Here is a 24,278-nt window from a genome sequence, read left to right on the forward strand (position 1 = left end):
TGGTGCGCCCGGTTGCCCAGGGGTGCTACTCGTACTTTTCACCGCTGAGAATGAAAATGGGGTCTACCGCCGTAAACACCTGGTAGTTGCCTTTAGTTTCCAGGCGGTTGACGGCGGGCTGGGCCGCTTCAATGTTGCGCACCCGCAGCTGGGCAAAGGTTTCCGACACGGCGTAGAGGGTTTCGAGGTTGCCTGCGGTCACCACCACCCGACCCAGGGAGGGCAGGTAATCCCAGGCGGCCAGCAGAATATCTTTGAGGTTGCGGCCGCCTTCGACAAAAATGCAGTCGGGGTGGTGGGGCAGTTCGCTCAGACAGTTGGGGGCGCTGCCCTGGATTACCTGCACGTTGGTGAGGCCAAAGCGATCGCAGTTGCGCCGAATCAACTCGGCTACGTCGCCATCGCGCTCCACCGCCACCACCCTGCCCTGGGGAATCATCAGCGCCGCCTCGATCGCCAGGGTACCGGTGCCCGCACCAATATCCCAGAGCACGTCTTTGGGCTTGAGCCGCAGGTAGCCCAGCAGCAGCAGCCGCACCTCCCGGCTGCTGAGGGGAATTCCGGGCAGCTGCTCAAACAGATGGTCTGGAATGCCGGGGGTGGCGTAGGGCCAGAGTTTCGCCATAGAATTGCCGGGAATAGCACTGGCTCTATTATGGCGGGGGAGGAAGGGGGCGATCGCCGATGGGCAATCCCCACCCTGGCGCACCCGTGGAGATAGACGTTAGGCACAATACCCTTCACCGGCTAAGTTATTCGGTAAGGAGCTGGGGAATGCCTCGAGCCACCCACCGTGAATAGTAGGATGCAGTTACCCTAGGGCTATACCGTTGAACTGCTATGCAAGCCTTTTACCACCACGAGTTTGTTGTTCCGCCTGAGGTCGTCGATCGCAACGGCCACGTCAACAACGTCGCCTACGTCCAGTGGATGCAGGATGTCGCCGTGGCCCACGCCACCAGCGTCGGCTGCACCGCCGAGACCCAGACCCTAGGGGCCACCTGGGTCGCCCGATCGCACCAAATCACCTACCTGCGCCCGGCCTTTGGGGGCGATCGCCTGCGCCTCACCACCTGGATTACCAGCCTGCGCAAAGCCCGCAGCACCCGCCAGTACAAGTTTCTGCGGCTCAGCGACGACACCGTGCTGGCAACTGGTGCCACCGACTGGGTGTTTGTCGACGCCGTGACCCATCGCCCCCGCACCATTCCCGCCTCGGTGTCCAGTTGTTTTGAACTGGTGGCAGACCCAGAGAATACATCTACCTAGAAGGCAACAGAGCTTGCCCAGGCAAATCGGGAGAACCCAGTAGGTATGTCTCCGATCAAAAATGGCTCCCTATTGTCAGGGAGCCATTTTCGATCCGAGCGTTTTAGGCAAAGCGCTTAGATCAGCTTCAGTTCAGGGTATTGGGCCACTAGCTCATCAGCGCTGAGGGTTTCTCCCGACTGCTGCGGCGTCCACAGCACCTCTACCGCCAGCAGGTTTTCGCTGGAGACCGCGCCAATCTGGCTCAGGGCCTGACGCAGGTCCGCCGAGGAGTAGACAGTGGGCAGGTCGAGCTTGCCCTGGGTCGCCACCACCACCGTGGCTAAAATGTACTCGCCAGGAGCCTGATCCCCATCCCCCGGCAGCATCGCCTGGGGTTCGGCCTGGGTGAGCTGGTTATTGACGTTAGACAGGGTTTCGGCGCTAAACCGGCTGCGGGCCGAAAGGGTGTAGCGGTTAAACTCCTGCTCGGCGCTGAGCAGCCGAGTCTGCTTATCTTCGCTGGCGGCATAGGCCCAGTAGTCGGGGTGGCGCAGCAGGGCCAGGGTGGTTTCTTGCAGCAGCTTGGCCAGCCCCTCGGAGGTGCCGGTGTCGGCGGTGGTGGCCAAACGGTTGAGGTCGTCCTGCAGGGCGCGGGCATCGGCCAGCAGACCGACCTGGAGCTTGGCGACTGCCACCGGAGGGTTGCTGCCCGCAGGAGCGACGTATCCATTGTCATCACCGGCCATCGCGCCCCTAAAGCCGCGCACCACCACATTGGCAATGGCAATAAAGATCAGCAGGGTAAACAATCCGCCAAAACCGCCCCCAATACCAATAAAGGGGAACAGAAACGGAAAGCCAAAGCCACCGCCGGGATAGTAGCCACCGCCGCCGCCCGGTGCATAGGTGCGGGGGGTTGGACTCATGCGGGGAGCCGGAGCCCGAAAGCTACCGCCGCCCATGCGTCCACCCGCTGCGGCCCAGGCCCCATCGGCGGTGCCAAACACCAAAACCACGGCCAAAATCACCGCCATCAGGGGCTTGAGAAACGGCTTAAGGCGTTGAAAGAGTTGCTTAACCATCGGGTAAAACCGGAGTACTAACGTGAGTGCTTTATGTCTTTAATTTAACGCGAAGTGCCGAGGCTGCTGAGGCCAAAGGCCGCAAATTGATGGCGGAAACCCGTACCAAAGGTGGCTAACCGCCGCCTACGATGGTGACGATCTCCAGCCTGTCGTGGGGGCGCAGATAGGTGGTATCCCACAGCTGGCGATGGAGAATTTCGCCGTTATACTCTACCGCCACCAGGCGCGGGTTGAGACCTAGGGATTCTAAAAAGGCGGGCAGCACTGTACTGGGAAGGCAGGGCTGCGATTCTCCGTTGACGAGAATAGAGAAGGAATCGGTGGTCAAATCAGCCATGGCGTCACGCTAAATAACAGACAGCGAGCTCACAAAATGAAGCGGATGGTTTCTAGTCAAGCCAGCCTCACTGAATCGGAGCAGCCACCGAGTGAAAGCTGCGACGATGGTTGGTTTGAGCGGCAAAGTACTGGGCGATGAGGGTGGGGTTTTCGGCCTCCAGAATGGCGCGCACTACGGCCACCCGCTCGGCTCCGGCTTGCAGCACCTCAGTCAAGTTTTCGGTGTTGATGCCGCCGATCGCGTACCAGGGCACTGTGGCGTGCTCGGCGGCGTAGCGCACGTAGTCCAGGCCAGCGGCAGGTTTATCGGGCTTGGTGGGGGTGCTGTACACAGGCCCCACACCAATGTAGTCGGCCCCTTCGGCGATCGCCCGCTGCATTTCGTCGGGGTTTGTCGTAGAGCGACCGATAATGCGCTGGCTGCCCAGCAGCTGGCGCGCCGCAGCGATGGGCAGATCGGTCTGGCCCAGGTGTACGCCGTCGGCCTCGACCGCCAGGGCCAGATCGACGCGATCGTTGATCAAAAACAGCGCTCCGTAGCGGTGGCACAGGTCTTTGAGCTGCTGGGCTAGCTCCAGCCGCAGATGGTCGTCGGTGTGCTTGTCGCGGTACTGCACCAGGGCTATGCCCCCCCGCAGGGCCGCCTCTACAATGGGCAGCAGGCGATCGCTGGGCGAGGTCACCAGGTAGGTCAATCCCTGGCGCAGCCGCTGAACCCGGTGCCCACCGAGAATTTCGCTCTCCAGGGCATAGACCTGATAGCGCATGGCTTTGCTGCCCGCCGCCAGGTCGTCGCGGTAGAGCTTGCCATACTCCTCAAGCGCGCGCAGGGCCTCCTGCACGCGGCAAAAGTTGGCCTGCAAGACCGTCATTACGCTGGTGCGCTCGGCCTCCTGGGGGTGGGTGAGAGCGGTGCCAGGGTCGCCGGGGGTATCGCGGCACAGGCGCAGTTCCGCAGCGTGCCACTGAGCCAGGGTTTGCCGCAGGTGCTTGAGCTGCTCGGTCTGGCCCGCATTGTTTAGCCCAAAGCGGCACCATTCCTCGATGATGCGAAGCCCCTCCCGCGCCCGGTCCAGATTGGCATCGAGAATGCGGTAGACAGCGGCATCGGCAAGGGTGGGCAGCGCTGGCAGCCCGGTCAATTCTGGCATAGAAACAGTGCAGAGCAGAACTTCCACATCCTATCAGCCAGGTGACCAGTCAGGCGGGCAGCCACGGGGAAGTCCGTCCGCAGCCGCTATTTCTGCTGCTGCATAATCTGCTCAATGCCCTTCACAGCCGGATCGGAACGCCAGGTATCAAAGGCTTTCCAGGCAATAAAACCGAAGACCGCGATCGCCGCGATCGTCACCAGCGACGACCAAAACTTAGCCATAGAGGTATCAGAGTCAAGACGCATAAACCACTCCATGAATAATAGCGGGCAGAACAAGGTAGATTCACGGATGAAGATGAGCCCCACAGCCTTCGCCACAGTAATTAGGAGAAGTTTAAGCCAGCGCTGGTGGAGTGGCGAAGGCGTATAAGTAGCGTTCCTGCGGAAGGCTGAGTCAGTCTTCCGCGTCCTAATCTAGCTGGCCAGCGCTATACCCAGACAAGCGCCATTAATCTCTATATACCCCAAGCTCAATAGTTTTGTGTCATCGACCTGGGGCAGAGGCACAAAACGTAGATTCCAGGGCTATTTCTCGCTAGGGGCGAGACGCTTTTTGAGGGAGTCGGACCGGCGACGGGCGGTGGTGTTTTTAGGCTCTAGGGCCAAAGCGGTTTCATACATCTCCAGGGCCTGAGCGGTAAGCTGCTTGCGCTCGTAGCTGTGGCCCAGGTTGTTGAGGGCGGTGACGTACTCGGGGGATATTTTAAGCGCTTCTTTGTAGTTGCGAATCGCCAGGTCGTACTGGTCCTGGGCAAAGTAGGCGTAGCCCAGGGCGTTGTAGACCACGGCGGCATTTTCGGTCTCGTCATTGCCCAGCTGCTTGAGGGCCTGTTGCAGGTAGAGGGCCGCCTGGGTATAGAGCTTTTTGTCGAGCAGCAGACTGCCCAGTTCGTAGTATTCCTGGGCGGTGCCCTTTTCTTTGGTCAGGCGCGACTGAAGTCGGCCCAGGGTGCCCTCAATGCGGCGGGTTTTAATCACCTGGCGCACCACAAAAAAGGCGGCAACGCTCAGCAACGCCAGCAGAATACCCAGGTAGATGAGGAGCAGGTTGCTGTTTTCCATCCGAATCTTCGTTTTGCTCTTGAGGTCTAACCTATCTTGCCACGGCTAGGGCAACCCCCAGAAGGTAGCTCGATCTTCTAGCCAGCCATTTTGGTGCCATTGGGTCACGGTCTGCCTGATTAGCTCGCGTAGATCGTTGTACTGGGTGCCCTTGGGCAGAGCGATCGCCAGGGGTTCAGCCGAGAGCAGGCTGGGCACCAGATAGTAACCGCTGTAGTCCTGCTGCCAGCCTGTCAGCACCGTGACATCCCCGGCAAAGGCATCGATCTGGCCGCTGCTGAGGCGGCTGAGGGCTTCCTGGTAGCTGGAGAGGGGAACCAGAGTCGCCTGGGGCATCAGGTAGCGCACCACCGACACGGTGCTCGCCCCCTGCAATACTCCCAGCCGCCGCTGCTGTAGATCTTCCAGGCGGCGGTAGCGTGGGTCGTGCACCAACACCGCCGCCCCGTCTAGGTAGTAGGGCGGGCTAAAGCTGACCAGGCGCTGCCGCCCGGCGGTCAGAGTAACGCCAGCGATCGCGACGTCGACCCGGTCTTCTAACACCGCCGGCAGGCGATCGGTATTGGCCACCACCGTAAATTCCACCGCGCTAGGATCGCCAAAAATGGCCGCAGCCAGGCCGCGGGCAATGTCAATCTCAAGGCCGACCAGGTTGCCGTCGCGATCGCGAAAGCTCAGGGGTCGCCAGTCTTCTCGCACCCCCACTACCAGATGTCCGCGATCGCGAATAGTGTCGAGGTCGGCAGCAAAAACTGGGAGTGCAGCCAGCTGCGCTCCCAGTAGTAAACCAAACCCAAGCCAGTTCCATGCCATGGTGCCGCCGCGTCTACCTTACGACCGCCCCGTGCCAACGTCTTACTCCCAAACCCTAGGCCCGGTTGGCAACCTCGACCACGGCGGCAAAGCCGCTGGGGTCTAACACCGCCATCTGGGCCAGCATTTTGCGGTTGATCTCGATATTGGCTTTCTTGAGCTGGCCAATCAGCTGGCTATAGCTCACCCCGTGCATGCGAGATGCCGCATTGATGCGGGTGATCCACAGACGACGAAAATCGCGCTTGCGGTTGCGGCGATCGCGGTAGGCGTACCGCAATGCCTTCATCACCTGCTGATTGGCGGTGCGAAATAGCTTAGAGTGCGATCCCCTAAACCCTTTGGCCAGCTTGAGAACTTTGTTGCGGCGCTTGCGTGCTACGTTGCCGCGCTTGACACGTGCCATGACTCTTTAACCCTTGGGATGATTTGAAGTTGATAAAAGTAACTACTGCCAGTTGACCACTGACAAACGGAGAGCCTGACCCTACAGGTAGGGCAGCATCAGCTCAACGTTGGGAGCGTCTTCCTCAGACACCACGGCAATCTTAGAAAGCCGGGAGCGACGTTCAGCGTTTTTGTGCTGCAATATGTGATTCTTAAACGCCTTGCGACGCATGATTTTGCCGCTGCCGCTGCGGCGAAAGCGCTTCGCGGCGGCTTTGCGGGACTTGAGCTTAGGCATGGTTACCACAATTTCGACACAGTCTTCAACTATATCATGGGTGCCCCGCAACGGCAGCATAAACGTGCGAGATACAGCCCTAGAAATCTCCTCCGGGGCCAGGCGCCGGCCTCCAGCCATCGCCCCAGCCCTGGTCAGCTAATTTGGCCCGTTTTTGTCGGAAGGGTTGTCAAGATTACACACTTGTCGCTAGTATTAGTTTTGCGCGTAATCCTCAGTAGCTCAGTGGTAGAGCGGTCGGCTGTTAACCGATTGGTCGTAGGTTCGAATCCTACCTGGGGAGTTTTTACAGGCTGAGCAGGGCGTCCAGAGCGGCGGTATGCTCCAAAGCTTTCACAACGGCTGGCAACTTAACGGCTAGCAACTTTCATGTGGCCAGCCCCCTTGCTGCTAAAGGCCTTTAAATCTAAAGCAAACCTTAAACCACCGGGACTGGGGTCAGATTTACCCAGGAAAAATTAGGGGCTTTGCTTATAATTTATCGAGGAATTGTATTATTCCGACATAGCTCTTTACGTTGAAGTGCTAGGCTACTCAAAGCTTTATGGTTTTATGGTTAGTTCTGGGCCAGTTTCCGGGCCAGTGTCGCTGTCGGGTTGTCAAATTTAGTTGGTAATGCCTCGTATTCTCGTCATTGATGATGATGCTGCGATCGCGGAGCTTGTTTCCGTCAATTTGGAAATGGCAGGCTACGACGTGAATCAGGCTGGGGATGGTATCAAGGGCCAGGCCCTGGCGGTGCAGCTGCTGCCAGACCTGATTATGCTCGACCTGATGCTGCCCAAGGTCGATGGCCTGACCGTGTGCCAGCGCCTGCGCCGCGATCGCCGCACCGCCGATATTCCCGTTCTCATGCTGACTGCCCTGGGGCAGACCCAGGATAAGGTCGATGGCTTCAACGCCGGAGCCGACGACTACCTGACCAAGCCCTTTGAGCTAGACGAAATGCTGGCTCGGGTGCGCGCCCTGCTGCGCCGCACCGATCGCATCCCCCAGGCCGCCAAGCACAGCGAAATTCTCAACTACGGCCCCCTCACCCTGATTCCAGAGCGCTATGAAGCGATCTGGTTTGATGGCACCGTCAAGCTCACCCACCTGGAATTTGAGCTGCTGCACTGTCTACTCCAGCGCCATGGGCAAACCGTATCGCCCAGCCAAATCTTGCAGGAGGTGTGGGGCTACGAACCCAACGACGATATTGAAACGATTCGCGTGCACGTGCGGCACCTGCGCACCAAGCTAGAGCCCGACCCCCGGCATCCCAAGTTTATTAAAACCGTCTACGGGGCCGGGTACTGTCTGGAGCTGCCTGCTGTGGTGGTCGATTCAAACTAAAAACGGCGAGGCGGCGCTGACCACAACAGGCAGCATCCATAGGCGGCGGGTGATCCTTGGCAGGGTCAATTTTGGTCGACTGACAAAACCCTTGAAACCCTTACGCTGCCGTAGGTTTTGTTAGCTTTAGCGAAACCTAACAAAACCGCTACTGGTGTTGGGTTTTCTCCCCTGGAGACGCTACACGAACGCTTCGCTCAACACCAACCTACATCAGAACTTTTGTCGGTCAATCAAGGGGCAACCATGGTCATTGGGTTGAGCCATGACAAAAATTGATCTGCCGCAGGCGTTTGTAATCCAAAATTGTGATCCGACGTTGTGATCCAAAGTTGTGATCCAACGTTGTGATCCAAAGTCGTGATCCAAATACAGAGCAATTTGAGCTGCTCCAGCCGCGATCGCGGCGTCGCCATCGACCATACTGAAGTAGGGAACGAGATTGGATAGGTCAACTTCGCTGGGGCTCGGGTAGACATGGCCTGCTGAGGTGCTCAGTCCTGGAGTTGGCTGGGGTCCGAAACCTCTAACTCTAGTCAATCCTGGTTCTAGCAAAAGCAACATCCATGATTTTCAAAATTCACGACATTACAGGCCAGTACGCCATTTCCGCCGATCACGGGCAGCAGGTTTACGACCACATCCACGGCGACCTGCTCGATGGCCGTTCCGTGGAACTCGACTTTGCCGAGGTCAACGTCTTTGCGTCGGCCTTCTTCAACTTCGCGATCGGGCAGCTGCTCAAAGATATCTCCACTGACGACCTCAACCAGCTGCTCACCATCAGCAACCTCAACCCCAGTGGGGACTCGATTCTCCGCCATATCATCACCAGCGCCCAGCGCTACTACTCCGACCGGCAGTACCAGGCGGCCGCCGATGCCGTGATGGAAGAGTACGCCGACAGCTTTGAGGCATGACCATCAATCTCACCGTCCGCGCCGAGGTTGTCGACATTCAAAATGACATCCCAAAGCACAGCGACGTTCTCTTTGTCGATACCAACGTGTGGCTCTGGCAAACCTACGGCCTGCCGCCCGAACCAGACCGCCACCGGGCCAGGCGAGACGAGCAAAAGCTCAGAATTTATACCCGCTACCTGAACGCCGCCCTGGTCCGAGGGGTTCAGCTGAAATACTGCGGGCTGATCTTGGCCGAACTGGCCCACGTCATCGAAAAAGCCGAGTTCGAGATTTTTAAGCGCAGCAACAATATCGAAACCTTAAAACCAAAGGAGTATCGCCACAACTACCCCCACGTGCACGCGCTGGTCGCAGACATTGTGCAGAATGCCTGGGGGCAGATCACGATGCTGGCCTCCTCGGCAGACCTGACAATTGACGAAGGGCTGGCGGCAGCGACGATCGCTCAATTCCAGCAGATTCCTCTGGACGGCTATGATCTATTTCTCCTGCAAGCCATCCGCAACACAGGGATAAGGCCTGTTCAGATCCTCACCGACGATATGGACTACGCCTCCGTCCCCGGCATTCAGCTGTTTACCAGCAACTGGCTGGTGATTCAGCGGGCTACAGCCCAGGGCAAGCTGCTGGCTTCGAGATAGGCTGAGCCGACAGCGGGGAGCAGGCCGTCATGGCTCCAGTTCACCCAGCGATCGCCCCTGCTGCCGCTGCCTTCCGGGCCTGGGAACGGGAGACTCCAGCCCCAGGTAGTCAGATAGCCAAAACACGCACAGATAAAACGGCCCGGTATCGAGCAGGGCGGCCACCAGCTTAAACAGGTAGCCATAGCCGATAAAGCGAATCAGCTGGGGCCAAAGGTTCTGGCCAGCGTCAATGGGCAGCGCTCCGGCTAAAAAGTGGGTGATAAGCACGACGGCGATGGTGTCAACCATTTGACTGAGCAGGGTGGAGCCATTGTTGCGCAGCCACAGGTGCTTGCCGTTGGTCAGCTCTTTCCAGAAGTGAAACAGGTAGACATCGACAAACTGGGCCGCCAGGTAGGCCAGCATTGAGGCCGTCACCGCCCCAAAGGTGAGGTTGCGAATTTCGAAAAATACCGGCAGCCGTCCGGCGGCGTCGCGGGCAATTTCGCCCGTGGCCGGGTCCAGCGTCTCAAACCCCGGCAGCAGGCCTCCCAGCCAGACGATAAACAGCACCCAGGCGTTGAGGCCCAGCCCCACCCACACCACCTGGTTGGCCCGCTGCTGGCCGTAGAGTTCTGAAATCAGGTCGGTGCACAGAAAGGTGAGGGGGTAGGGCAGCACGCCGATCGCCACTGTGACGGCAAAATTGCCCCAGGTAAATACCGTTACAAACCGGCTAATGCCGAGAATGTTGAGCATGCCCAGGGTGCCAAGAAACAGCCCCGACAGCACTAAAAACACCAGTTCGCGACGATTTTGGAGATACTCTGGTACGGGGCCGTAGGTCGCCGCTGAAGGCTCTGTTTGCATCAGCAGAATTTCTCTGTAGGGAAAACTGGACTAAACTGTCCTGGCTGATCAACCGCCCCAGCTAATTCTGTAGCCCAGCGGCCTAGCCTAGGCATTCTCCCACCTGTAGACGACTGCCGTTGACGAAATCGGCTCCGGTTTGGGCCTGCTTGCCGCTGGGCTTAACCTGGCGCAGCAGCAGCAGCCCGTCTCCGGTCTGTACCAGGGGGCCTTGGCCCTTGAGGAACCCTACCAGGGTGCCGGGGCTGGCCTGGGGGTTAGCAGCTTCAATTGCTTCGACGGCCTGCCGCAGCGCCCCTAGCGCCGGGGGCAGTTCTGCCCAGTAGGGCGCTTGCAGGGGGGCGGTTGCCATCACCTTGAGGGGCTGCCCTCGCAGCTGGGTGACGCAGCTTGGGTAAAAGCCGCGAACCTGATTGTGGAGCGCGATCGCAGCCTTCTGCCAGTCTAATTCATAGTCTGCTTTCTGAATTAGGGGCGCGTAGGTCGCCAGGGCGTCGTCCTGGGGGGCTGGGCTAATCGTCCCCGCCTGCAGGCCGTGCAATGTCTCTACCAGCAGCTCGGCACACTGCTGGGCCAGGGCCGTCGCCACGTCGCTAGCGGTGTCCATCAAACCGATGGGCAGCACCGAGGTGAGCAGCATATCGCCGGTATCCATGCCCAGGTTCATCTGCATGGTGGTCATGCCGGTGAGGCGATCGCCGTTGACGATACACCACTGAATGGGGGCTGCCCCCCGATAGGCGGGCAGCCGTGAGCCGTGGCCATTGATGCAGCCCAGCCGGGGCATGGTCAGAATGCGCTGGGACAGCAGTTGTCCGTAGGCCACAACCACAAAGGCATCGGCCTCGATCACCTCGAGGGCGCTGAGAACCGCCTCGTCTTTTTTGATGCGGGTCGGCTGGAGGACGGGACATGCTGCTCGCGCTGCGGCCTGCTTCACGGGGGACGCATCCACCTGGCTGCCCCGTCCCCGGCGGCGATCGGGCTGGGTGACCACGGCGGCGATCTCAAAGCCAGGCTCGGCCAGCAGCCGCTCCAGGCTCGGCACCGCAAACTGAGGCGTTCCAAAAAACACAAGACGCATAGGGTATCTATCGGTTATCTGCCGGGCACAATGCCAATTTCGACCCGCCGGTTCCGCCCCTGGGCAGCGGGGTCAGGGGCCGCGGTGAGGGGGCGACTGTTGCCGTAGCCCACCGTCACCCAGCGGTGGCGGCTGCCCTCAAGCTGCTGGGCTAGATACTGCTGCACCGCCAGCGCCTGTTGCAGGGTGAGCTGGCTGGCCAACTTGGGGTCGGTGGTGGTATCGGTGTGGCTGCCCACCAGCAGGGTCGCCACACCGTAGCGGCGCAGGTCGGGCACGATGGTGTTGAGCAGCTGCTGTCCGGGGGCGGTAAGGGTGCTGCTGCCCGCCTCAAACAGCAGGGCGCTGGGCAGCACGACGCGATCGCGCACGAGCGGAAAGCGCGGCTCTGGGTAGCGCGCTACGGCAGAGTTCTGGGCAGCAGAGTTCTGGGCGGCGGGCGCCTCCGTGCCGGTTGCTTCAGGGGGGATTGGGGAACTATTGGCTTCCCCGTTGCTCTCCCCACTGGTCTCCAGGCGCTGGTCAAGGCGCCGCAGACGGTCTTCGACGGTGCCCGTGGGCGGTTCTCCCAGGGTCGTCTCCAGGGCCTTCAACCGGGTGCTGAGGCTGGCTAAGTCCTGGCGCAGGCTGGCGAGGTCGTCGGTAATGCGATCGCGATCGCCATCGCTCAGGGGCGGCGGGTTGTCTGCGTCAGGGGCTGGGGCAGGCGCTGCGCCTGGGGAGTCCGATGCCGCTGGCGGGGCTTCTTCAGCCGGAGACAGCCCGATGCCGCCACTGCCCCGCCACCACTGGGGCAGCTGCCCCAGCTTGCGCAGGGTCTGGCTGCTGTGGCGCAGGGCCACCTCCGTCAGCGGCGGCTCGGGGCTGCGGGCCGGAAAGACCTGGGCGACCAGCATGCCAATCAGCCAGCCCAGGCTCACCCCAGCGCCCAGAATGATCAGCCGCACCACCAGAGTCCACAAGGAATGCAGCCCGGCCCCCAGAGGCGATCGCCGTTTGGCACTGGGGGCGCTCGAAGCTGACGATACGGGCGTAGGGGAATCTGGCCCAGCTCCCCCCGGCGCTGGAGTTGGCTCCGGTGGCGGCGATGACAGGTTGGGGGAATCAGCCATGACGCAAACGGACTAGAAACATCGGGCCAGGGGCGCTGAGACGGGGCGGGAGCAGGGATAGCCTCACTGGGGCCAACCATCCCAGGGGCTCACCTCTAGCACGCCTTTCTCGGTGAACACCACCTGGAAGTCGACCTGATCGAGGTCGCTGTCGGGCGCGGTGACGAGGCCGGGCAGCGGCGTTTCTGCGGCCAGAAGGCCCGCCGCCGCGTTGACGGGCTCGTAGCCTACCACGTCACCCGAATCGGTTAGGCGCACCCGAAAGCGCAGCGGCTCACTGGCCGACAGCGGCTTCAGCCTGGCCAGAATGTTGTCGTAGAGGGTGCTGTTGAGGTCGCGAATGCGATCGCCATCGGTGATCTTGCTGTCTAAGGTAGGCAGTTCCGCAGTCGGAGCCGCCGCCATCGCGACATCTGCTGGAGTGGCATCTGCTGCTGGGGATTGAGTCGGCTCAACCACCACCTCCCCAGCGGGAGTGAAGGTGGTGATAAACTGCGCCACCCGCTCCCGGACCGGCTCGGCCCCGTCTACGGGCGTGAAGGTGAGCTTGGGTAGAGGGGTATTGTCGACCTCGGCCAGGGCCAGGTCGTTTTCATACTTGTAGCCCAAAATATCGCCATTTTCTGAAACCACCATGCGATAGGCCAAGTCGCCGCTGGGGCGCGGTGCGTTGGCCCAGGCCTCCTGCAGACGGCGCTTCACATCCGATTGCAGAAGGTTCAGGGTAGCCGCGTCGGTAATGGCTGGGGCACTTTCCAGGCGCTTCAAGCTGTCCGCCCCTGGAGCCAGCTCAGCGGTAGTGCTGGCCGCACCAGGGTCGGGGGCACCCGGGGCAGCGGTTGAGTTAGCATCCGCTACCCCAGAATTCGCGCTGGTTGCAGCCGGGGCAGCTGACTCTGCATCGGGGCGAGTCGGCTCAAACTTGGGCGGCGGCACAAAGAACAGAGCCAGTCCGGCGGCGGCCAGGGCGGCGGCTCCCAAGGCGGCAGGGGCCGCCCGTTTGGCCACGGGCTCGGTGGGCTGCACCAGCCGTCGCGACACCGCCTGGAACTGGGCGGTGAGGTCGGGCAGGGTTTGGGTATCGGCCAGGAGCTGATCGACCGCTTCCATCAGGTCGTAGAACTGAACCGTGGTGAGCTTTATATCTAAAGGTGGCTGGGCGTTGACATCGCTGACGGGCTGGCCCAGGGGCTGCTGCTGCACAATCAGGTGGTGGTGCGCGCCGTCGCCAGGCTTTACTTCCACCAGGGGAGGAGCTGTCCCCGCCGAGGGGTAGGGAACGCCGCTGAGCAGCTGCTGGCCGTAGCGGCTGACAGCGGCCACCAGGCTGTCTAAAAACTCCCGTCCGCCCGCCAGGCTGGCGTCGGTGGCACCGGGCAGATGGCACTCGACATTCATCAGCACCGCCAAGGGTGAGAGCGGGTCGTTGGCATCGGCGCTCAAACCCTCTAAAACCAGATTGCAGTGGGGCAGGGTATATTGCCGTTGAACGCTCATGATACTTCTCCGTCAAACAGGCTACTCCAAAGGCGCTGGGGGCCAAGTACCCCCGAGCACAGCAGCAGTTGTTGCAAAAGCTGAATCGCCAGTTCGTCGAGTTTTTCGTCGGAGCTGTAGGCAATGACCCCAGCCCGGCGCGGGTTCATGCGGGCTCGAAAGTGGCTGCGAAAGCGGCTCAGATAGTCGGCCAGGCGAAAGTGATGCTCGGGCGAGAGCTGCCGGTCGGCCAGCTGCTGATAGCCCACTAGCAGCTGGCGAACCAGCACCGCCAGCCGCCGCGCCAGGGTGCAAATAATAATCACCAGGGCCTTGGCTTCCCCAATGGTGAGGGGGCGGCGCTGGCTGTAGCGGCGCATAGGGTTGGTGCCCCGCAGCAGCCACAGATGTACACGACCTTTGACCAACCCCTCCAGGGCCAGCTCGCGGGCAATGGCTAGCATGGCCTCGCCGCCGCCCAGATCGAGGGCTTCGATCGCTAGCAGCAGCAGATCGAGCTGAATGCGCGCCCGGCGAGGACACTCATCGTTGGGCAGCCCTGGGTTGGTAAGGGTGTCGAGCACCAGGGGGGGCTGGGGAGCGGGCGGGCTATCTACTGGCATTCAGCTCTGGGGTAAGTACGAACAGCATTCTATCAAAACACAATTAGGCCCGGACCGTCCGGAGAAATTGCCGAACCTCGGTCTCTGGGTCTTGGTACGGGGAGGAACCCCTAATCACACTGGCTTTAGTTCACGTCGGCCAGCTTATTCATGCCCTGCACATACCACTTGCCATTCTGGCGCACCAGGTCGTACTGCATTTTCAGCGTATCGTCGTAGGAGGCGCTGGTATTTTCGACCCCAAACTCAAACAGCCGCGCCTTTTCAGACACGATGGCTACCGCCTGGAGCTGATCGGCGGTGGGGTCATCGGGGGTGACTGACTCAATTTCGACGTTGTGCTGGTACTCCCAATACCAGTTTTCCTGGGCGGCGGCATCGGCCCGCCGCCGCCACTGGGTCAGCACTGGCTCTAGCAGAATATCGTCGAGGCGATCGCCCTGGTAGTCTTTGCCCAACGCCGCGCGCTTAATCTCCAGCCATTCGTTAATCACCCGGCTAGCCATGTCGTTGACGCCGATCTCGGTCGGGGCCGCAGGCGCTTCCGGAATCTCAAAGGCGGGCTGGTCAACGCGAATGGCCAGGGGCTGACCGGAAATTCTGGGTCCGCTAAAGGCCGAGGTCACCCAGCCCAGAGCCCGCATGGTGCCGAAGCCCAAAATGCCCACACCCACGACCCCCGCTGCTCCCACCAGGGCCAGCCGGCCCCAGTGGGGAGTCGAGCCGCCACGGCTGCGCCGTCCCGCTACCCCAGCGGGAAAGGCCTGACCGGGAGCCAGACTCGCCACCTCTGCTTCGGCCGTCGCCGGACGCTGGGTTCTAGGGGTAGCGGCTCCCTGGCGATCGCCGCCAGCCGCCGTCATTCTGCCCTCCGGGGAAAGCTGGGCTATCCGTTCAGCCACGGAAAGCTCGTCGCGCCCATCGCCGCGCAGGCTAAAGTCAGCTACCTCCGTGCCAGGGGAATTCAGATCTTCAGGCTCTGGTTCAGGGGGGCCATGGCGACCGTTGCCGTTGTGGCCCGGGGCAGCGATCGGGGAGGGGCCGCTGCCGCCGTGGTTTCCGCTGGGCCGCACCACTGTCGGAGAGGGCATGCGGCGGGTCTGAACCGCAGGATTGGGCATCGTAGGCGCCCCAATCGGCAGCGAGCCCTCAATGGTGGGAAACTGGGTAGCGGGAAACTGGGTCCCGGCGGCGGCCGATGCGGGAAACTGGGTCGCTGCCCCCGGCGCTCCGGCCTGGGACCAGCGGGGCTCGGTGGCGCCGGGGCTGGAGGGCATGGTTTCCAGGTAGGCCTGCACCTGGGCATCGGCAAAATAGTCCTTGAGGGTGGCCTGCTGGTCTTTGAAATCGCGAAAATGCGGGAACAGCTCGTCTTTAAGCCAGCGCTCGGCGTAGAGACACAGCCCCGGCAGCAGGTCGGGCGACTGGCGCGAGTGCTCGCGAATGTAGGCCAAAGGCTCGTACTCCTGGCTCAGCTCCAAAGCCCGGTTGGCCTCTTCGGTCTGGCCCAGCAGCAGGGCGCACACAGCCTGCTCCAAATGGACGTCCTGCTGCCCCCCTAGCCGCAGCAGTAGCTGCTTTGCCCGCCGCACCAGGGCGGGCTGGTGGCGGGCAAAGCCTCGGGCCAAGAGGGCATACACCGTCAAGTAGGTGGCCACCGGAGAGGGGCGGCGGGCCTCGTGCTCAAACAGCTCCTGCTGTTCAGAGGCGGTCAGGTAGTCGCGCAGCTGCTGAATAAACCGCAAAAAGTCATCGATCGCCAGTCCGGAGAGATCGTCTTCGCTGCCCTCAATGCCGCCCCGGTCTTCGAGCATGGCCTTGAGCAGCTTCAGGCCCTGGCGGCGCTCGCGGGTTTGGTCGAGGGGGCGGGCCAGCAGCTCTAGAACGCGGTAGGGCCGCAGCTTGTATAGCTCGGTCTGAATTTCGGCCCGAATCGCCGGAAAGTGATTGCCCCGAGCCAGCAGCTCGTGGCCGGTTTGCAGCGACTCAGCAGCGATTTCGTACTGGCGCTGCTGCCACTGCTCGCGCCCCAGTTCCAGGCAGGCCAGGGCCAGGGTGAGCACGATATCGTCCTGGGCGGGGGCGGGGCTGGCCATGCCGCCGTTGGCGTAGGGATTGCTGAGCTGGGGCTGGCCCAGCTGCAGCACCTGTTCGTATTCCCCCAGCTCTAGCAGCAGGAGTAGGGCACCCACCAGCTGGTCGGACTCAATTTCGATTTTGGAGCTTTGGGCTTCGCTGCCGCCGGGTTCGGTGGCCAGGGACCGCAGCGCGGCCTCCCCCACATCGGCACTCACCCCCAGACCCGGAATGCGCCCCTCAGGCAGCGGCTCTGGGGCCATGTCAACGGTGTAGGCGTTGGCCAAGAACTTGCTGTCGTAGTCGCGGCGGCGATCGCGGTCAGACAGCACGGTATAGGCTTCGTCAATGAGCTGTTTGCGGGCCTCAATGGCGGCGGCTGAAAACTCACGCCGGGGCAGCTGCAGGCCGCGATCGCGGTGGGCCTGCGCTAGCTGGTCGGCGGTCGCCTGAATCGGCAGCCCCAGAATTCGGTAGTAGTCTAACGGAATTTGCACAGCTCACGTCCCCAACAGCGAATTCACTCGAAATAGTATCCAAAAAGATTTATTGCGGACTGCTCAAACCGCCGAATCTTAACCGTCACCGGGAACCAAAATCCAGCGTCCACCCCCAAGTCAGCCCACCTTTGCCCCCTGCCTGCGCTAGCTTCCCCAGTTTTGTTCACCCAGCCCCTGCCCTGGGCAAGGCCCTGGCGCGACATCGGGAAATAGCTACACCCTATCGCGTTTGCCCTAAAACCAGGCCAAAAGTGAAGTTTATAACACATGCCCATCCCTGCCGCCAGAGGTCGCCGCCGCCCTTGACCAGGCCAGGCCTGAGAAACTATTCCACGGAACTACCCTGGCGAGTTGCCTGGCCAGCCGCTACTGCTGCCCGCAGCTTTTCGCTCCCCCGGCGGCCCTCCCCTCGTCATTTCAAAAGATCCAGGGTAATTAAAGATTGGATAAAAGTTCTCGGCCTCTATTCCGACGCAGCGAGTTCGCCCTGGGAGTAGTGACTCTTCATACCTTAGCCAAACTCAGGCCAAGCCAAACTCAGGCCAAGCCAAACTCAGGCGACGGCGCGGCGGCTTGGCAACCTCTAACACCGTTGTCGCAAGGCCCACTGGGTATGATGGAGAGCAAATCCCGGCCCGGCCTCTGCCCAGGGGGGATACTTTTCGGTATAGTCAAATGTTGGACATCGCGGCGTAGGACCCAGCAAAACCCATGGTTCAAGAACGGACGTTACCCCAATTTCAGGCACCAGCGGCCCAGATCTCCCCAGAAGAAGGGCTGCGGCTCTACGAAGACATGGTCCTTGGTCGCTACTTTGAAGACAAGTGCGCTGAGATGTACTATCGGGGCAAAATGTTCGGTTTCGTGCACCTCTACAACGGCCAGGAGGCCGTCTCCAGCGGCGTGATTAAGTCCCTGCGGTCTGACGACTACGTGTGCAGCACCTACCGAGACCACGTCCACGCCCTCAGCGCTGGGGTGCCCGCCGAAAATGTCATGGCTGAGCTGTTTGGCAAAGAAACCGGCTGTAGCAAAGGCCGGGGCGGTTCCATGCACCTGTTCTCCAGCCAGCACAACCTGCTGGGGGGCTTCGCCTTTATTGGCGAAGGCATTCCGGTGGCCCTGGGGGCGGCGTTTCAGTCGCGCTACCGCAAAGACGCCCTGGGCGACTCCAGCGCCGACCAGGTGACCGCCTGCTTCTTTGGCGATGGCACCAGCAACAACGGCCAGTTTTTTGAATGCCTGAATATGGCCGCCCTGTGGAAGCTGCCGATCTTATTTGTGGTGGAAAACAACAAGTGGGCGATTGGCATGGCCCACGAGCGGGCTACCTCCCAGCCCGAGATCTATAAGAAGGCGGCGGTGTTTGGCATGCCCGGCATCGAGGTCGACGGCATGGACGTGATGGCGGTGCGCGCCGTCGCCCAGGAGGCTGTGGCCCGCGCCCGCGCCGGGGAAGGTCCGACGCTAATTGAGTGCCTCACCTACCGGTTCCGGGGCCACTCCCTGGCCGATCCCGACGAGCTGCGCTCTAAGGCCGAAAAAGAGGCCTGGCTGGCCCGCGATCCGATTAAGCGGTTTGAGGCCTACCTGCTGGAGCACAACCTGACCGACGAGGGCGGGCTGAAGGACGTGCGCGATCGCATTCAAACCCGCATTGACGACGCCCTCACCTTCGCCGAAGAGAGCCCCGAGCCCAGCCCCGACGACCTCTATAAATACATCTTCGCTGATGATTGATCGCCCTAGAACCGCGATAAGCGCTAGAAAGTTCAGCGTATCCAGCGGCGGGCCATGCCCACCCTAACGGTTCCTGAAAATGGTGTATGGCGGTACGGCATTGCCATGAGGATCTCCCAGGGGAGTTGACCGCCCATGCCCCTATCTATCTTTCCACCCGCCCACCCATCCACTCATTCACCCCCTACCCTACTTAGACCAAAGCAATGGCAGAAACCCTTCTATTCAACGCCCTGCGCGAGGCCATCGACGAAGAGATGGGCCGCGACGACACCGTTTTTGTGCTGGGCGAAGATGTCGGCGTCTACGGCGGTTCCTATAAGGTCACCAAAGACCTCTACGAAAAGTACGGCGAGCTGCGCGTGCTCGACACCCCGATCGCCGAAAACAGCTTCACCGGCATGGCCGTGGGCGCCGCCATGACCGGCCTGCGCCCGATCATCGAAGGCATGAACATGGGCTTTTTGCTGCTGGCCTTCAACCAAATCGCCAACAACGCCGGTATGTTGCGCTACACCTCCGGCGGCAACTACAAAATTCCCATGGTGATTCGCGGCCCCGGCGGTGTCGGACGGCAACTCGGGGCCGAGCACTCCCAGCGATTAGAGGCCTACTTTCAGGCCGTGCCGGGGCTAAAAATCGTCGCCTGCTCGACCCCCTACAACGCCAAGGGGCTGCTCAAGGCCGCCATTCGCGACGACAACCCGGTGCTGTTCTTTGAGCATGTGCTGCTCTACAACCTCAAAGAAGACCTGCCCAATCATGAGTACATCGTGCCCCTCGATAAGGCCGAGATTGTGCGCCCCGGCAAGGATGTCACCATCCTCACCTACTCCCGCATGCGCCACCACGTCACCCAGGCGGTCAAGGGGCTGGAGAAAAAGGGCATTGACCCCGAGGTGATCGATCTGATCTCGCTCAAACCGCTCGACTTTGACACCATTGGTCCATCTATTAAAAAAACTCACCGCGTCATCATTGTCGAAGAGTGCATGAAAACCGGCGGCATTGGGGCCGAAATCATTGCCTCCATTAACGATCGCTACTTCGATGAGCTAGATGCTCCGGTGGTGCGGCTGTCCTCCCAGGACATACCCACCCCCTACAACGGTAAGCTAGAAACGCTGACCATCGTGCAGCCCAAACAGATCGAGGCCGCCGTCGAGGCCATGGTTGCCCTCAAGGTCTAAGGGATAGTCCTCAAACCTTCCCCAAACCTTGCAGGGCAGCAGCAGGGTGGGCAATGCCCACCAGAATTTCCAGGGATAGTCTTCCCCACTCGCACCCACACCGCAGCAAACCGCAATGGCAAAATATCGAGCTTGGCTAGGGGTTATTTTGGCGCTCACCATCGCCGCCGTGGTGGTGATTACCCAGCTGCCTACCCGCCTGGGGCTAGATCTGCGCGGCGGATCTCAGCTCACCATTCAGGTGCAGCCCACCGAGAAGATTCCGACCATTACCGATCGCGAGATGGAGGCGGTGCAAACCGTCGTCGAAGGCCGGGTCAACGGCCTGGGCGTGTCGGAGGCGGTGGTGCAGCAGCTGGGCAACAACCAGCTGCTGGTGCAGCTACCCGGCGTCAGCGACCCTGAGCAGGCGGAGCGGGTGCTGGGGGGTACGGCCCAGCTCGAGTTTCGCGCCCAGCGGCCCGGCACCGAACAGCAGCTGCAGATCGAAAACCAGGTGCTCCAGGGGCACCTGGGCGAGCTGGCGGCCCTCCAGGCGTCTATCCCCCAAGGAACAGCCATAGACAGCGACACCCAGGCCCGGCTTGAAAAGCTCCAGGCCGATGTCAAGGCCAGCGAGGCCGCCGTGGCCGCTCTGTTTGAGCCCAGCACCCTGGGCGGCGACAAGCTCACCGACGCGATCGCCCGCCCCACCAGCGGCACCCTCTGGGAAGTCGTCATTCAGTTCAACAACGAGGGCGGCAAAGAGTTTGCCGAGCTGAGTAAGGCGATCGCGGGTACGGGCCGCAGCATCGGCATTTTCCTCGACAATCGCCTGCTCAGCGCCCCGACTGTCAACGTGCAATACGCCGAAACCGGCATTACCGGCGGTGCCGCCGTCATTTCCGGCAACTTCACCGCCGAGTCGGCCCGCGATCTTGAAATTCAGCTGCGCGGCGGTGCCCTGCCCCTGCCGGTAGAAGTGGTTGAAAACCGCACCGTCGGCCCCACCCTGGGCCGCGATAGCATTCAGCGCAGCCTTTACGCTGGCATGGCCGGTTTGGTGCTGGTGCTAGTGTTTATGGCCGTGTACTATCGCCTGCCCGGTGTGCTGGCCGATATTGCCCTGATCATCTACGCATTGCTCACCTGGGCGGCCTTCAACCTGTTGGGAGTCACCCTGACCCTGCCGGGTATTGCCGGTTTCATCCTCAGTATTGGCATGGCGGTGGACGCCAACGTGCTGATCTTCGAGCGCACCCGGGAGGAGCTGAAGTCCAACAAAACCCTCTACCGTTCTGTCGAATCGGGATTCTTTCGCGCGTTTTCAAGCATCCTAGACGGCAACGTCACCACCTTGATCTCCTGTCTGGCTCTGTTCTCCTTTGGGGCTGGGCTGGTCAAAGGATTTGCCCTGACCCTGGGCATTGGCGTGGTGATCAGCATGTTTACGGCCCTGACCTGCACCCGGACACTGATGTTTCTGGCGATTAGCCTGCCCCAGTTCAGGCAACCCAGCCTGTTTTGCCCCGGCCTAGATTCCGCCCGCCCCAACCCTGTTCGCCCCTAGGAGTGCCTATGAAGCTCAACATTATTCAGCAGCGCGGTCTCTGGTGGGCCATTTCGGGGTCTTTTGTGCTGGCTAGCCTGGTGGCCATGGCTATTTCATGGCAGCAGTTTGGCGCCCCCCTCAAGCCCGGCCTCGATTTTGCCGGGGGGACTCGGCTCCAGCTGAGCCGGGCCTGCGTTACGACCAGCAGCTGCAGCGGTGCCATTGATCTGACCGAGGTCAGGCAGGTGTTGGGGCAGCAGGGGCTGGACTCCAGCAGTATTCAAGTCCTGGGCGATGACCAGCAGGTGATCTCCATTCGCACCCGCAACCTCAATGTCGATGAGCGCACTAGCCTACAAAGTGCCCTGGACAAAGCCATTGGCCCTTTTGACACCAGCTCCACCCAGATTGACTCGGTGGGGCCGGTGATCGGTAAGCAGCTGCTGGTGTCGGGGCTGCTGGCCCTGATGGTGTCCTTTGCGGGCATTGTCGCCTACCTCAGCCTGCGCTTTAAGCTCGACTATGCCCTGCTGGCGATTCTGGCCCTGGCCCACGATGTGATTGTGACGTCTGGGGTGTTCGCCATTTTGGGCCTGGTGCTGGGGGTCGAGGTCGACAGCTTATTCATTGTGTCCCTGTTGACCATTGTGGGCTTTTCGGTCAACGACACGGTGGTCATCTACGATCGCGTCCGCGAGAATATGAAGCTCAACCCCGGCGGCCACATCAACGACATTGTTGACAGCGCCGTCAACCAAACCCTGGCCCGCTCCATCAACACCTCGCTGACCACGATTCTGCCCCTGCTGGCCATCTTTATCTTTGGCGGTCAGACCCTCAAATATTTTGCCCTGGCGCTGATTGTGGGCTTCGTGGCCGGGTCTTACTCCAGTATTTTTATCGCCAGTTCGCTGCTGGCCCTGTGGCGAGAGCGCACCGGCCATGCCTACAGCAGCCAGGCCGAGGGGGCCGATCCCCAACCCGAAACCCAAATCTAGACACCCAAAGCTAAAGGACTTGGCCATGGGCACCCCCAGTTACCCTGCCCCCCTAGAGCGTCTGCGGGCGATTATGCTGCGCCGCTGGTGGGCCATCAGCGGTCTGCTGTGGCTGACGGTGGCCCCCCTCAGCCTGTGGAGCCTGCGCCCCGATATCGCCCGCCTCCGGCAGTATTTCACCTGGTCTGCGGTACGCCTGAGCCTGGCCTACAACCGCCCTGCGGCGGTCGGCCTGGGGCTGTGCGTGGGCCTCACGGTGGCGCTGCTGGTGGCCGAGAGCCGCTACATTCTGTGGGGCATGACCAGGGCCGAGCGACAGCGGCTGGAAAGATTGTGCGATCGCATCACCGCCCAAGGCCCATCACACCCTCTCTGGCAGCAAATTCACCGCGATTGACTCGCCCCCTGACCGCCCTCCAGGCAGAGCAGAAAAGGCCCGGGCGCTCACCTGCCCTTCGACCCCAGTGACATTGGGACCGGGATGTAATTTCATAGAATGGTAAGATTAACCCCGGTTCTCCGGTGGGTAATCGGGGTTAGTTGGGCTAGCCAGGGGCAGGCCGACCTCCACAATCTCCTTGTTCACCTCATTTAACAGCAGAAGGTAGCGGTATCTCAATGACTTTACAGAAAGACGGCATCGCCCCCCACGGCGGCACCCTGATCAATCGCCTGGCGACCCCCGAGCAGAACGCCCTGTTCGCAGAGAAAGCCGACTCCCTCCCTCGGGTGAGTCTGGACGAGCGGGCCTTTTCTGACCTGGTGATGATTGCCATCGGCGGCTTTAGCCCCCTAAATGGCTTTATGAGACAAGCCGACTACGATCCTGTGGTGACCGATATGCGCCTGGCCAGCGGTCTACCCTGGGCCATTCCGGTGACGCTGTCGGTCAGCGAAGCGACCGCTGCGCCGCTGCAGGAGGGCAGTCTGGTGCGGCTGGACGACCCCAGCGGTCGCTTTGTGGGGATCTTGGAACTGGAGGAAAAATACGCCTACGACAAAACCCGCGAGGCCGTCAATGTCTACCGCACCGACGACGAGAACCACCCCGGCGTCAAGGTGGTCTACGACCAGGGGGCGGTGAATTTGGCTGGTCCGGTGTGGCTGCTGCAGCGCGACCCCCATCCCCTGTTCCCCGCCTACCAGATTGACCCGGCGGCCTCGCGGGCCATGTTCCGCGATCGCAACTGGAAGACCGTGGTAGGCTTTCAGACCCGCAACCCCATCCACCGGGCCCATGAATACATTCAAAAGTGCGCCCTGGAAACCGTCGATGGCCTGTTTTTGCACCCCCTGGTGGGGGCCACCAAATCCGACGATATTCCCGCCGACGTGCGCATGCGCTGCTACGAAATCATGCTGGAGCACTACTTCCCCCAGGATCGGGTGATTCTTGCGATCAATCCCTCCGCAATGCGGTACGCTGGGCCTAGGGAAGCGATTTTCCACGCGCTGATCCGCAAGAACTACGGCTGCACCCACTTCATCGTGGGCCGCGACCACGCTGGGGTGGGCGACTACTACGGTACCTACGACGCTCAACATATCTTCGATGAGTTTGAGCCAGCGGAGTTGGGTATTGTGCCAATGAAGTTTGAGCACGCCTTTTACTGCACCCGCACCGGGGGCATGGCAACCTCTAAAACCAGCCCTAGCACTAAAGACGAGCGGATTCACCTGTCGGGTACTAAAGTGCGGGAAATGCTGCGCCGGGGTGAGCTGCCCCCGCCAGAGTTTTCTCGGCCCGAGGTGGCGGCGGAGCTGGCCAAAGCCATGCGAATTCCCGAAGCCATCAGCTAGTAGGAT

General features: G+C 61.2%; 25 protein-coding genes and 1 tRNA gene. 11 read left to right on the top strand and 15 right to left on the bottom strand.

Annotated features, from left to right (window positions below):
* Window positions 1-25: 25 nt before the first annotated feature.
* Window positions 26-625, bottom strand: a complete 600-nt coding sequence (gene cbiT, locus LEPTO7104_RS0123695) for a precorrin-6Y C5,15-methyltransferase subunit CbiT (protein ID WP_017301078.1) — start codon at window positions 623-625, stop codon at window positions 26-28.
* Between the two features lie 215 nt (window positions 626-840).
* Here cbiT and LEPTO7104_RS0123700 point away from each other — a divergent pair, with 215 nt between their 5' ends.
* On the top strand, window positions 841-1,269 hold the full coding sequence (locus LEPTO7104_RS0123700) for an acyl-CoA thioesterase (protein ID WP_017301079.1): 429 nt from the start codon (window positions 841-843) through the stop codon (window positions 1,267-1,269).
* Window positions 1,270-1,385: 116 nt separating this feature from the next.
* On the opposite strand, the gene LEPTO7104_RS0123705 is transcribed toward LEPTO7104_RS0123700, so the two are convergent.
* The 8 genes from LEPTO7104_RS0123705 to rpmI all read right to left on the bottom strand — a co-directional run bounded on the left by LEPTO7104_RS0123705 (window position 1,386) and on the right by rpmI (window position 6,391).
* Complete coding sequence (locus LEPTO7104_RS0123705; RefSeq protein WP_017301080.1) at window positions 1,386-2,333, bottom strand: DUF1517 domain-containing protein; 948 nt, start codon at window positions 2,331-2,333, stop codon at window positions 1,386-1,388.
* 115 nt (window positions 2,334-2,448) lie between these two features.
* Window positions 2,449-2,673, bottom strand: coding sequence for a sulfur carrier protein ThiS (thiS, locus tag LEPTO7104_RS0123710; protein WP_017301081.1), 225 nt, complete (start codon window positions 2,671-2,673; stop codon window positions 2,449-2,451).
* Between the two features lie 67 nt (window positions 2,674-2,740).
* Window positions 2,741-3,826, bottom strand: a complete 1,086-nt coding sequence (locus tag LEPTO7104_RS0123715; RefSeq protein ID WP_017301082.1) for a thiamine phosphate synthase — start codon at window positions 3,824-3,826, stop codon at window positions 2,741-2,743.
* A gap of 86 nt (window positions 3,827-3,912) precedes the next feature.
* Window positions 3,913-4,074, bottom strand: a complete 162-nt coding sequence (locus LEPTO7104_RS0123720) for a hypothetical protein (protein ID WP_155523746.1) — start codon at window positions 4,072-4,074, stop codon at window positions 3,913-3,915.
* Window positions 4,075-4,356: 282 nt separating this feature from the next.
* On the bottom strand, window positions 4,357-4,893 hold the full coding sequence (locus tag LEPTO7104_RS0123725) for a tetratricopeptide repeat protein (RefSeq protein WP_017301084.1): 537 nt from the start codon (window positions 4,891-4,893) through the stop codon (window positions 4,357-4,359).
* Between the two features lie 45 nt (window positions 4,894-4,938).
* Window positions 4,939-5,706, bottom strand: coding sequence for a transporter substrate-binding domain-containing protein (locus tag LEPTO7104_RS0123730; protein ID WP_017301085.1), 768 nt, complete (start codon window positions 5,704-5,706; stop codon window positions 4,939-4,941).
* A gap of 55 nt (window positions 5,707-5,761) precedes the next feature.
* Window positions 5,762-6,112: a 50S ribosomal protein L20 gene (gene rplT / locus LEPTO7104_RS0123735; protein WP_017301086.1), complete on the bottom strand. Its 351-nt coding sequence runs from the start codon at window positions 6,110-6,112 to the stop codon at window positions 5,762-5,764.
* Window positions 6,113-6,193: 81 nt separating this feature from the next.
* Window positions 6,194-6,391, bottom strand: coding sequence for a 50S ribosomal protein L35 (gene rpmI, locus LEPTO7104_RS0123740; protein ID WP_026073019.1), 198 nt, complete (start codon window positions 6,389-6,391; stop codon window positions 6,194-6,196).
* A gap of 211 nt (window positions 6,392-6,602) precedes the next feature.
* On the opposite strand from rpmI, the gene LEPTO7104_RS0123745 reads away from it, so the two are divergent.
* The 4 genes from LEPTO7104_RS0123745 to LEPTO7104_RS0123760 all read left to right on the top strand — a co-directional run bounded on the left by LEPTO7104_RS0123745 (window position 6,603) and on the right by LEPTO7104_RS0123760 (window position 9,290).
* A tRNA-Asn gene (locus tag LEPTO7104_RS0123745) sits at window positions 6,603-6,674 on the top strand.
* Between the two features lie 332 nt (window positions 6,675-7,006).
* Entirely contained in the window at window positions 7,007-7,726 is a 720-nt protein-coding gene (locus LEPTO7104_RS0123750; protein ID WP_017301088.1) for a response regulator transcription factor, read from the top strand.
* 566 nt (window positions 7,727-8,292) lie between these two features.
* On the top strand, window positions 8,293-8,646 hold the full coding sequence (locus LEPTO7104_RS0123755; protein WP_017301089.1) for an STAS-like domain-containing protein: 354 nt from the start codon (window positions 8,293-8,295) through the stop codon (window positions 8,644-8,646).
* Complete coding sequence (locus LEPTO7104_RS0123760; protein WP_017301090.1) at window positions 8,643-9,290, top strand: hypothetical protein; 648 nt, start codon at window positions 8,643-8,645, stop codon at window positions 9,288-9,290. The genes LEPTO7104_RS0123755 and LEPTO7104_RS0123760 overlap by 4 nt, the downstream gene beginning before the upstream one ends.
* A gap of 27 nt (window positions 9,291-9,317) precedes the next feature.
* Here LEPTO7104_RS0123760 and LEPTO7104_RS0123765 read toward each other — a convergent pair whose 3' ends face one another.
* The 6 genes from LEPTO7104_RS0123765 to LEPTO7104_RS0123790 all read right to left on the bottom strand — a co-directional run bounded on the left by LEPTO7104_RS0123765 (window position 9,318) and on the right by LEPTO7104_RS0123790 (window position 17,010).
* Entirely contained in the window at window positions 9,318-10,142 is an 825-nt protein-coding gene (locus LEPTO7104_RS0123765) for a queuosine precursor transporter (protein ID WP_017301091.1), read from the bottom strand.
* Between the two features lie 82 nt (window positions 10,143-10,224).
* On the bottom strand, window positions 10,225-11,226 hold the full coding sequence (fmt, locus tag LEPTO7104_RS0123770) for a methionyl-tRNA formyltransferase (RefSeq protein ID WP_017301092.1): 1,002 nt from the start codon (window positions 11,224-11,226) through the stop codon (window positions 10,225-10,227).
* A gap of 14 nt (window positions 11,227-11,240) precedes the next feature.
* Window positions 11,241-12,338 (bottom strand): OmpA family protein, encoded by a 1,098-nt coding sequence (locus LEPTO7104_RS0123775; RefSeq protein ID WP_083887125.1) that lies wholly within the window; start codon window positions 12,336-12,338, stop codon window positions 11,241-11,243.
* Between the two features lie 63 nt (window positions 12,339-12,401).
* Complete coding sequence (locus LEPTO7104_RS0123780) at window positions 12,402-13,835, bottom strand: DUF4335 domain-containing protein (RefSeq protein WP_017301094.1); 1,434 nt, start codon at window positions 13,833-13,835, stop codon at window positions 12,402-12,404.
* On the bottom strand, window positions 13,832-14,437 hold the full coding sequence (locus LEPTO7104_RS0123785; protein ID WP_017301095.1) for a DUF3038 domain-containing protein: 606 nt from the start codon (window positions 14,435-14,437) through the stop codon (window positions 13,832-13,834). The genes LEPTO7104_RS0123780 and LEPTO7104_RS0123785 overlap by 4 nt, the downstream gene beginning before the upstream one ends.
* Window positions 14,438-14,562: 125 nt before the next feature.
* A complete protein-coding gene (locus LEPTO7104_RS0123790) occupies window positions 14,563-17,010 on the bottom strand; it encodes an IMS domain-containing protein (RefSeq protein ID WP_017301096.1) in 2,448 nt (815 codons plus the stop codon).
* A gap of 714 nt (window positions 17,011-17,724) precedes the next feature.
* Here LEPTO7104_RS0123790 and pdhA point away from each other — a divergent pair.
* From pdhA to sat, 6 genes are all read left to right on the top strand, one after another.
* On the top strand, window positions 17,725-18,753 hold the full coding sequence (gene pdhA / locus LEPTO7104_RS0123800) for a pyruvate dehydrogenase (acetyl-transferring) E1 component subunit alpha (protein ID WP_017301098.1): 1,029 nt from the start codon (window positions 17,725-17,727) through the stop codon (window positions 18,751-18,753).
* A gap of 206 nt (window positions 18,754-18,959) precedes the next feature.
* Window positions 18,960-19,943: an alpha-ketoacid dehydrogenase subunit beta gene (locus LEPTO7104_RS0123805; protein WP_017301099.1), complete on the top strand. Its 984-nt coding sequence runs from the start codon at window positions 18,960-18,962 to the stop codon at window positions 19,941-19,943.
* A 115-nt stretch (window positions 19,944-20,058) separates the two neighbouring features.
* Window positions 20,059-21,492 (top strand): protein translocase subunit SecD, encoded by a 1,434-nt coding sequence (gene secD / locus LEPTO7104_RS0123810; protein ID WP_026073020.1) that lies wholly within the window; start codon window positions 20,059-20,061, stop codon window positions 21,490-21,492.
* Between the two features lie 8 nt (window positions 21,493-21,500).
* Complete coding sequence (gene secF, locus LEPTO7104_RS0123815; protein ID WP_017301101.1) at window positions 21,501-22,472, top strand: protein translocase subunit SecF; 972 nt, start codon at window positions 21,501-21,503, stop codon at window positions 22,470-22,472.
* A gap of 25 nt (window positions 22,473-22,497) precedes the next feature.
* Window positions 22,498-22,869: a hypothetical protein gene (locus LEPTO7104_RS0123820; RefSeq protein WP_017301102.1), complete on the top strand. Its 372-nt coding sequence runs from the start codon at window positions 22,498-22,500 to the stop codon at window positions 22,867-22,869.
* A 221-nt stretch (window positions 22,870-23,090) separates the two neighbouring features.
* Window positions 23,091-24,272 (top strand): sulfate adenylyltransferase, encoded by a 1,182-nt coding sequence (gene sat, locus LEPTO7104_RS0123825; RefSeq protein WP_017301103.1) that lies wholly within the window; start codon window positions 23,091-23,093, stop codon window positions 24,270-24,272.
* Window positions 24,273-24,278 lie beyond the last annotated feature (6 nt).

The organism is Nodosilinea nodulosa PCC 7104, from assembly GCF_000309385.1.
GTDB classification, from domain to species: Bacteria; Cyanobacteriota; Cyanobacteriia; order Phormidesmidales; family Phormidesmidaceae; genus Nodosilinea; species Nodosilinea nodulosa.

Excerpts from the sequence above, each read along its gene's own strand:
- cbiT (WP_017301078.1), bottom strand. The coding sequence starts at position 625 with ATGGCGAAACTCTGGCCCTACGCCACCCCCGGCATTCCAGACCATCTG.
- LEPTO7104_RS0123700 (WP_017301079.1), top strand. The coding sequence starts at position 841 with ATGCAAGCCTTTTACCACCACGAGTTTGTTGTTCCGCCTGAGGTCGTC.
- LEPTO7104_RS0123705 (WP_017301080.1), bottom strand. The coding sequence starts at position 2,333 with ATGGTTAAGCAACTCTTTCAACGCCTTAAGCCGTTTCTCAAGCCCCTG.
- thiS (WP_017301081.1), bottom strand. The coding sequence starts at position 2,673 with ATGGCTGATTTGACCACCGATTCCTTCTCTATTCTCGTCAACGGAGAA.
- LEPTO7104_RS0123715 (WP_017301082.1), bottom strand. The coding sequence starts at position 3,826 with ATGCCAGAATTGACCGGGCTGCCAGCGCTGCCCACCCTTGCCGATGCC.
- LEPTO7104_RS0123720 (WP_155523746.1), bottom strand. The coding sequence starts at position 4,074 with ATGCGTCTTGACTCTGATACCTCTATGGCTAAGTTTTGGTCGTCGCTG.
- LEPTO7104_RS0123725 (WP_017301084.1), bottom strand. The coding sequence starts at position 4,893 with ATGGAAAACAGCAACCTGCTCCTCATCTACCTGGGTATTCTGCTGGCG.
- LEPTO7104_RS0123730 (WP_017301085.1), bottom strand. The coding sequence starts at position 5,706 with ATGGCATGGAACTGGCTTGGGTTTGGTTTACTACTGGGAGCGCAGCTG.
- rplT (WP_017301086.1), bottom strand. The coding sequence starts at position 6,112 with ATGGCACGTGTCAAGCGCGGCAACGTAGCACGCAAGCGCCGCAACAAA.
- rpmI (WP_026073019.1), bottom strand. The coding sequence starts at position 6,391 with ATGCCTAAGCTCAAGTCCCGCAAAGCCGCCGCGAAGCGCTTTCGCCGC.
- LEPTO7104_RS0123750 (WP_017301088.1), top strand. The coding sequence starts at position 7,007 with ATGCCTCGTATTCTCGTCATTGATGATGATGCTGCGATCGCGGAGCTT.
- LEPTO7104_RS0123755 (WP_017301089.1), top strand. The coding sequence starts at position 8,293 with ATGATTTTCAAAATTCACGACATTACAGGCCAGTACGCCATTTCCGCC.
- LEPTO7104_RS0123760 (WP_017301090.1), top strand. The coding sequence starts at position 8,643 with ATGACCATCAATCTCACCGTCCGCGCCGAGGTTGTCGACATTCAAAAT.
- LEPTO7104_RS0123765 (WP_017301091.1), bottom strand. The coding sequence starts at position 10,142 with ATGCAAACAGAGCCTTCAGCGGCGACCTACGGCCCCGTACCAGAGTAT.
- fmt (WP_017301092.1), bottom strand. The coding sequence starts at position 11,226 with ATGCGTCTTGTGTTTTTTGGAACGCCTCAGTTTGCGGTGCCGAGCCTG.
- LEPTO7104_RS0123775 (WP_083887125.1), bottom strand. The coding sequence starts at position 12,338 with ATGGCTGATTCCCCCAACCTGTCATCGCCGCCACCGGAGCCAACTCCA.
- LEPTO7104_RS0123780 (WP_017301094.1), bottom strand. The coding sequence starts at position 13,835 with ATGAGCGTTCAACGGCAATATACCCTGCCCCACTGCAATCTGGTTTTA.
- LEPTO7104_RS0123785 (WP_017301095.1), bottom strand. The coding sequence starts at position 14,437 with ATGCCAGTAGATAGCCCGCCCGCTCCCCAGCCCCCCCTGGTGCTCGAC.
- pdhA (WP_017301098.1), top strand. The coding sequence starts at position 17,725 with ATGGTTCAAGAACGGACGTTACCCCAATTTCAGGCACCAGCGGCCCAG.
- LEPTO7104_RS0123805 (WP_017301099.1), top strand. The coding sequence starts at position 18,960 with ATGGCAGAAACCCTTCTATTCAACGCCCTGCGCGAGGCCATCGACGAA.
- secD (WP_026073020.1), top strand. The coding sequence starts at position 20,059 with ATGGCAAAATATCGAGCTTGGCTAGGGGTTATTTTGGCGCTCACCATC.
- secF (WP_017301101.1), top strand. The coding sequence starts at position 21,501 with ATGAAGCTCAACATTATTCAGCAGCGCGGTCTCTGGTGGGCCATTTCG.
- LEPTO7104_RS0123820 (WP_017301102.1), top strand. The coding sequence starts at position 22,498 with ATGGGCACCCCCAGTTACCCTGCCCCCCTAGAGCGTCTGCGGGCGATT.
- sat (WP_017301103.1), top strand. The coding sequence starts at position 23,091 with ATGACTTTACAGAAAGACGGCATCGCCCCCCACGGCGGCACCCTGATC.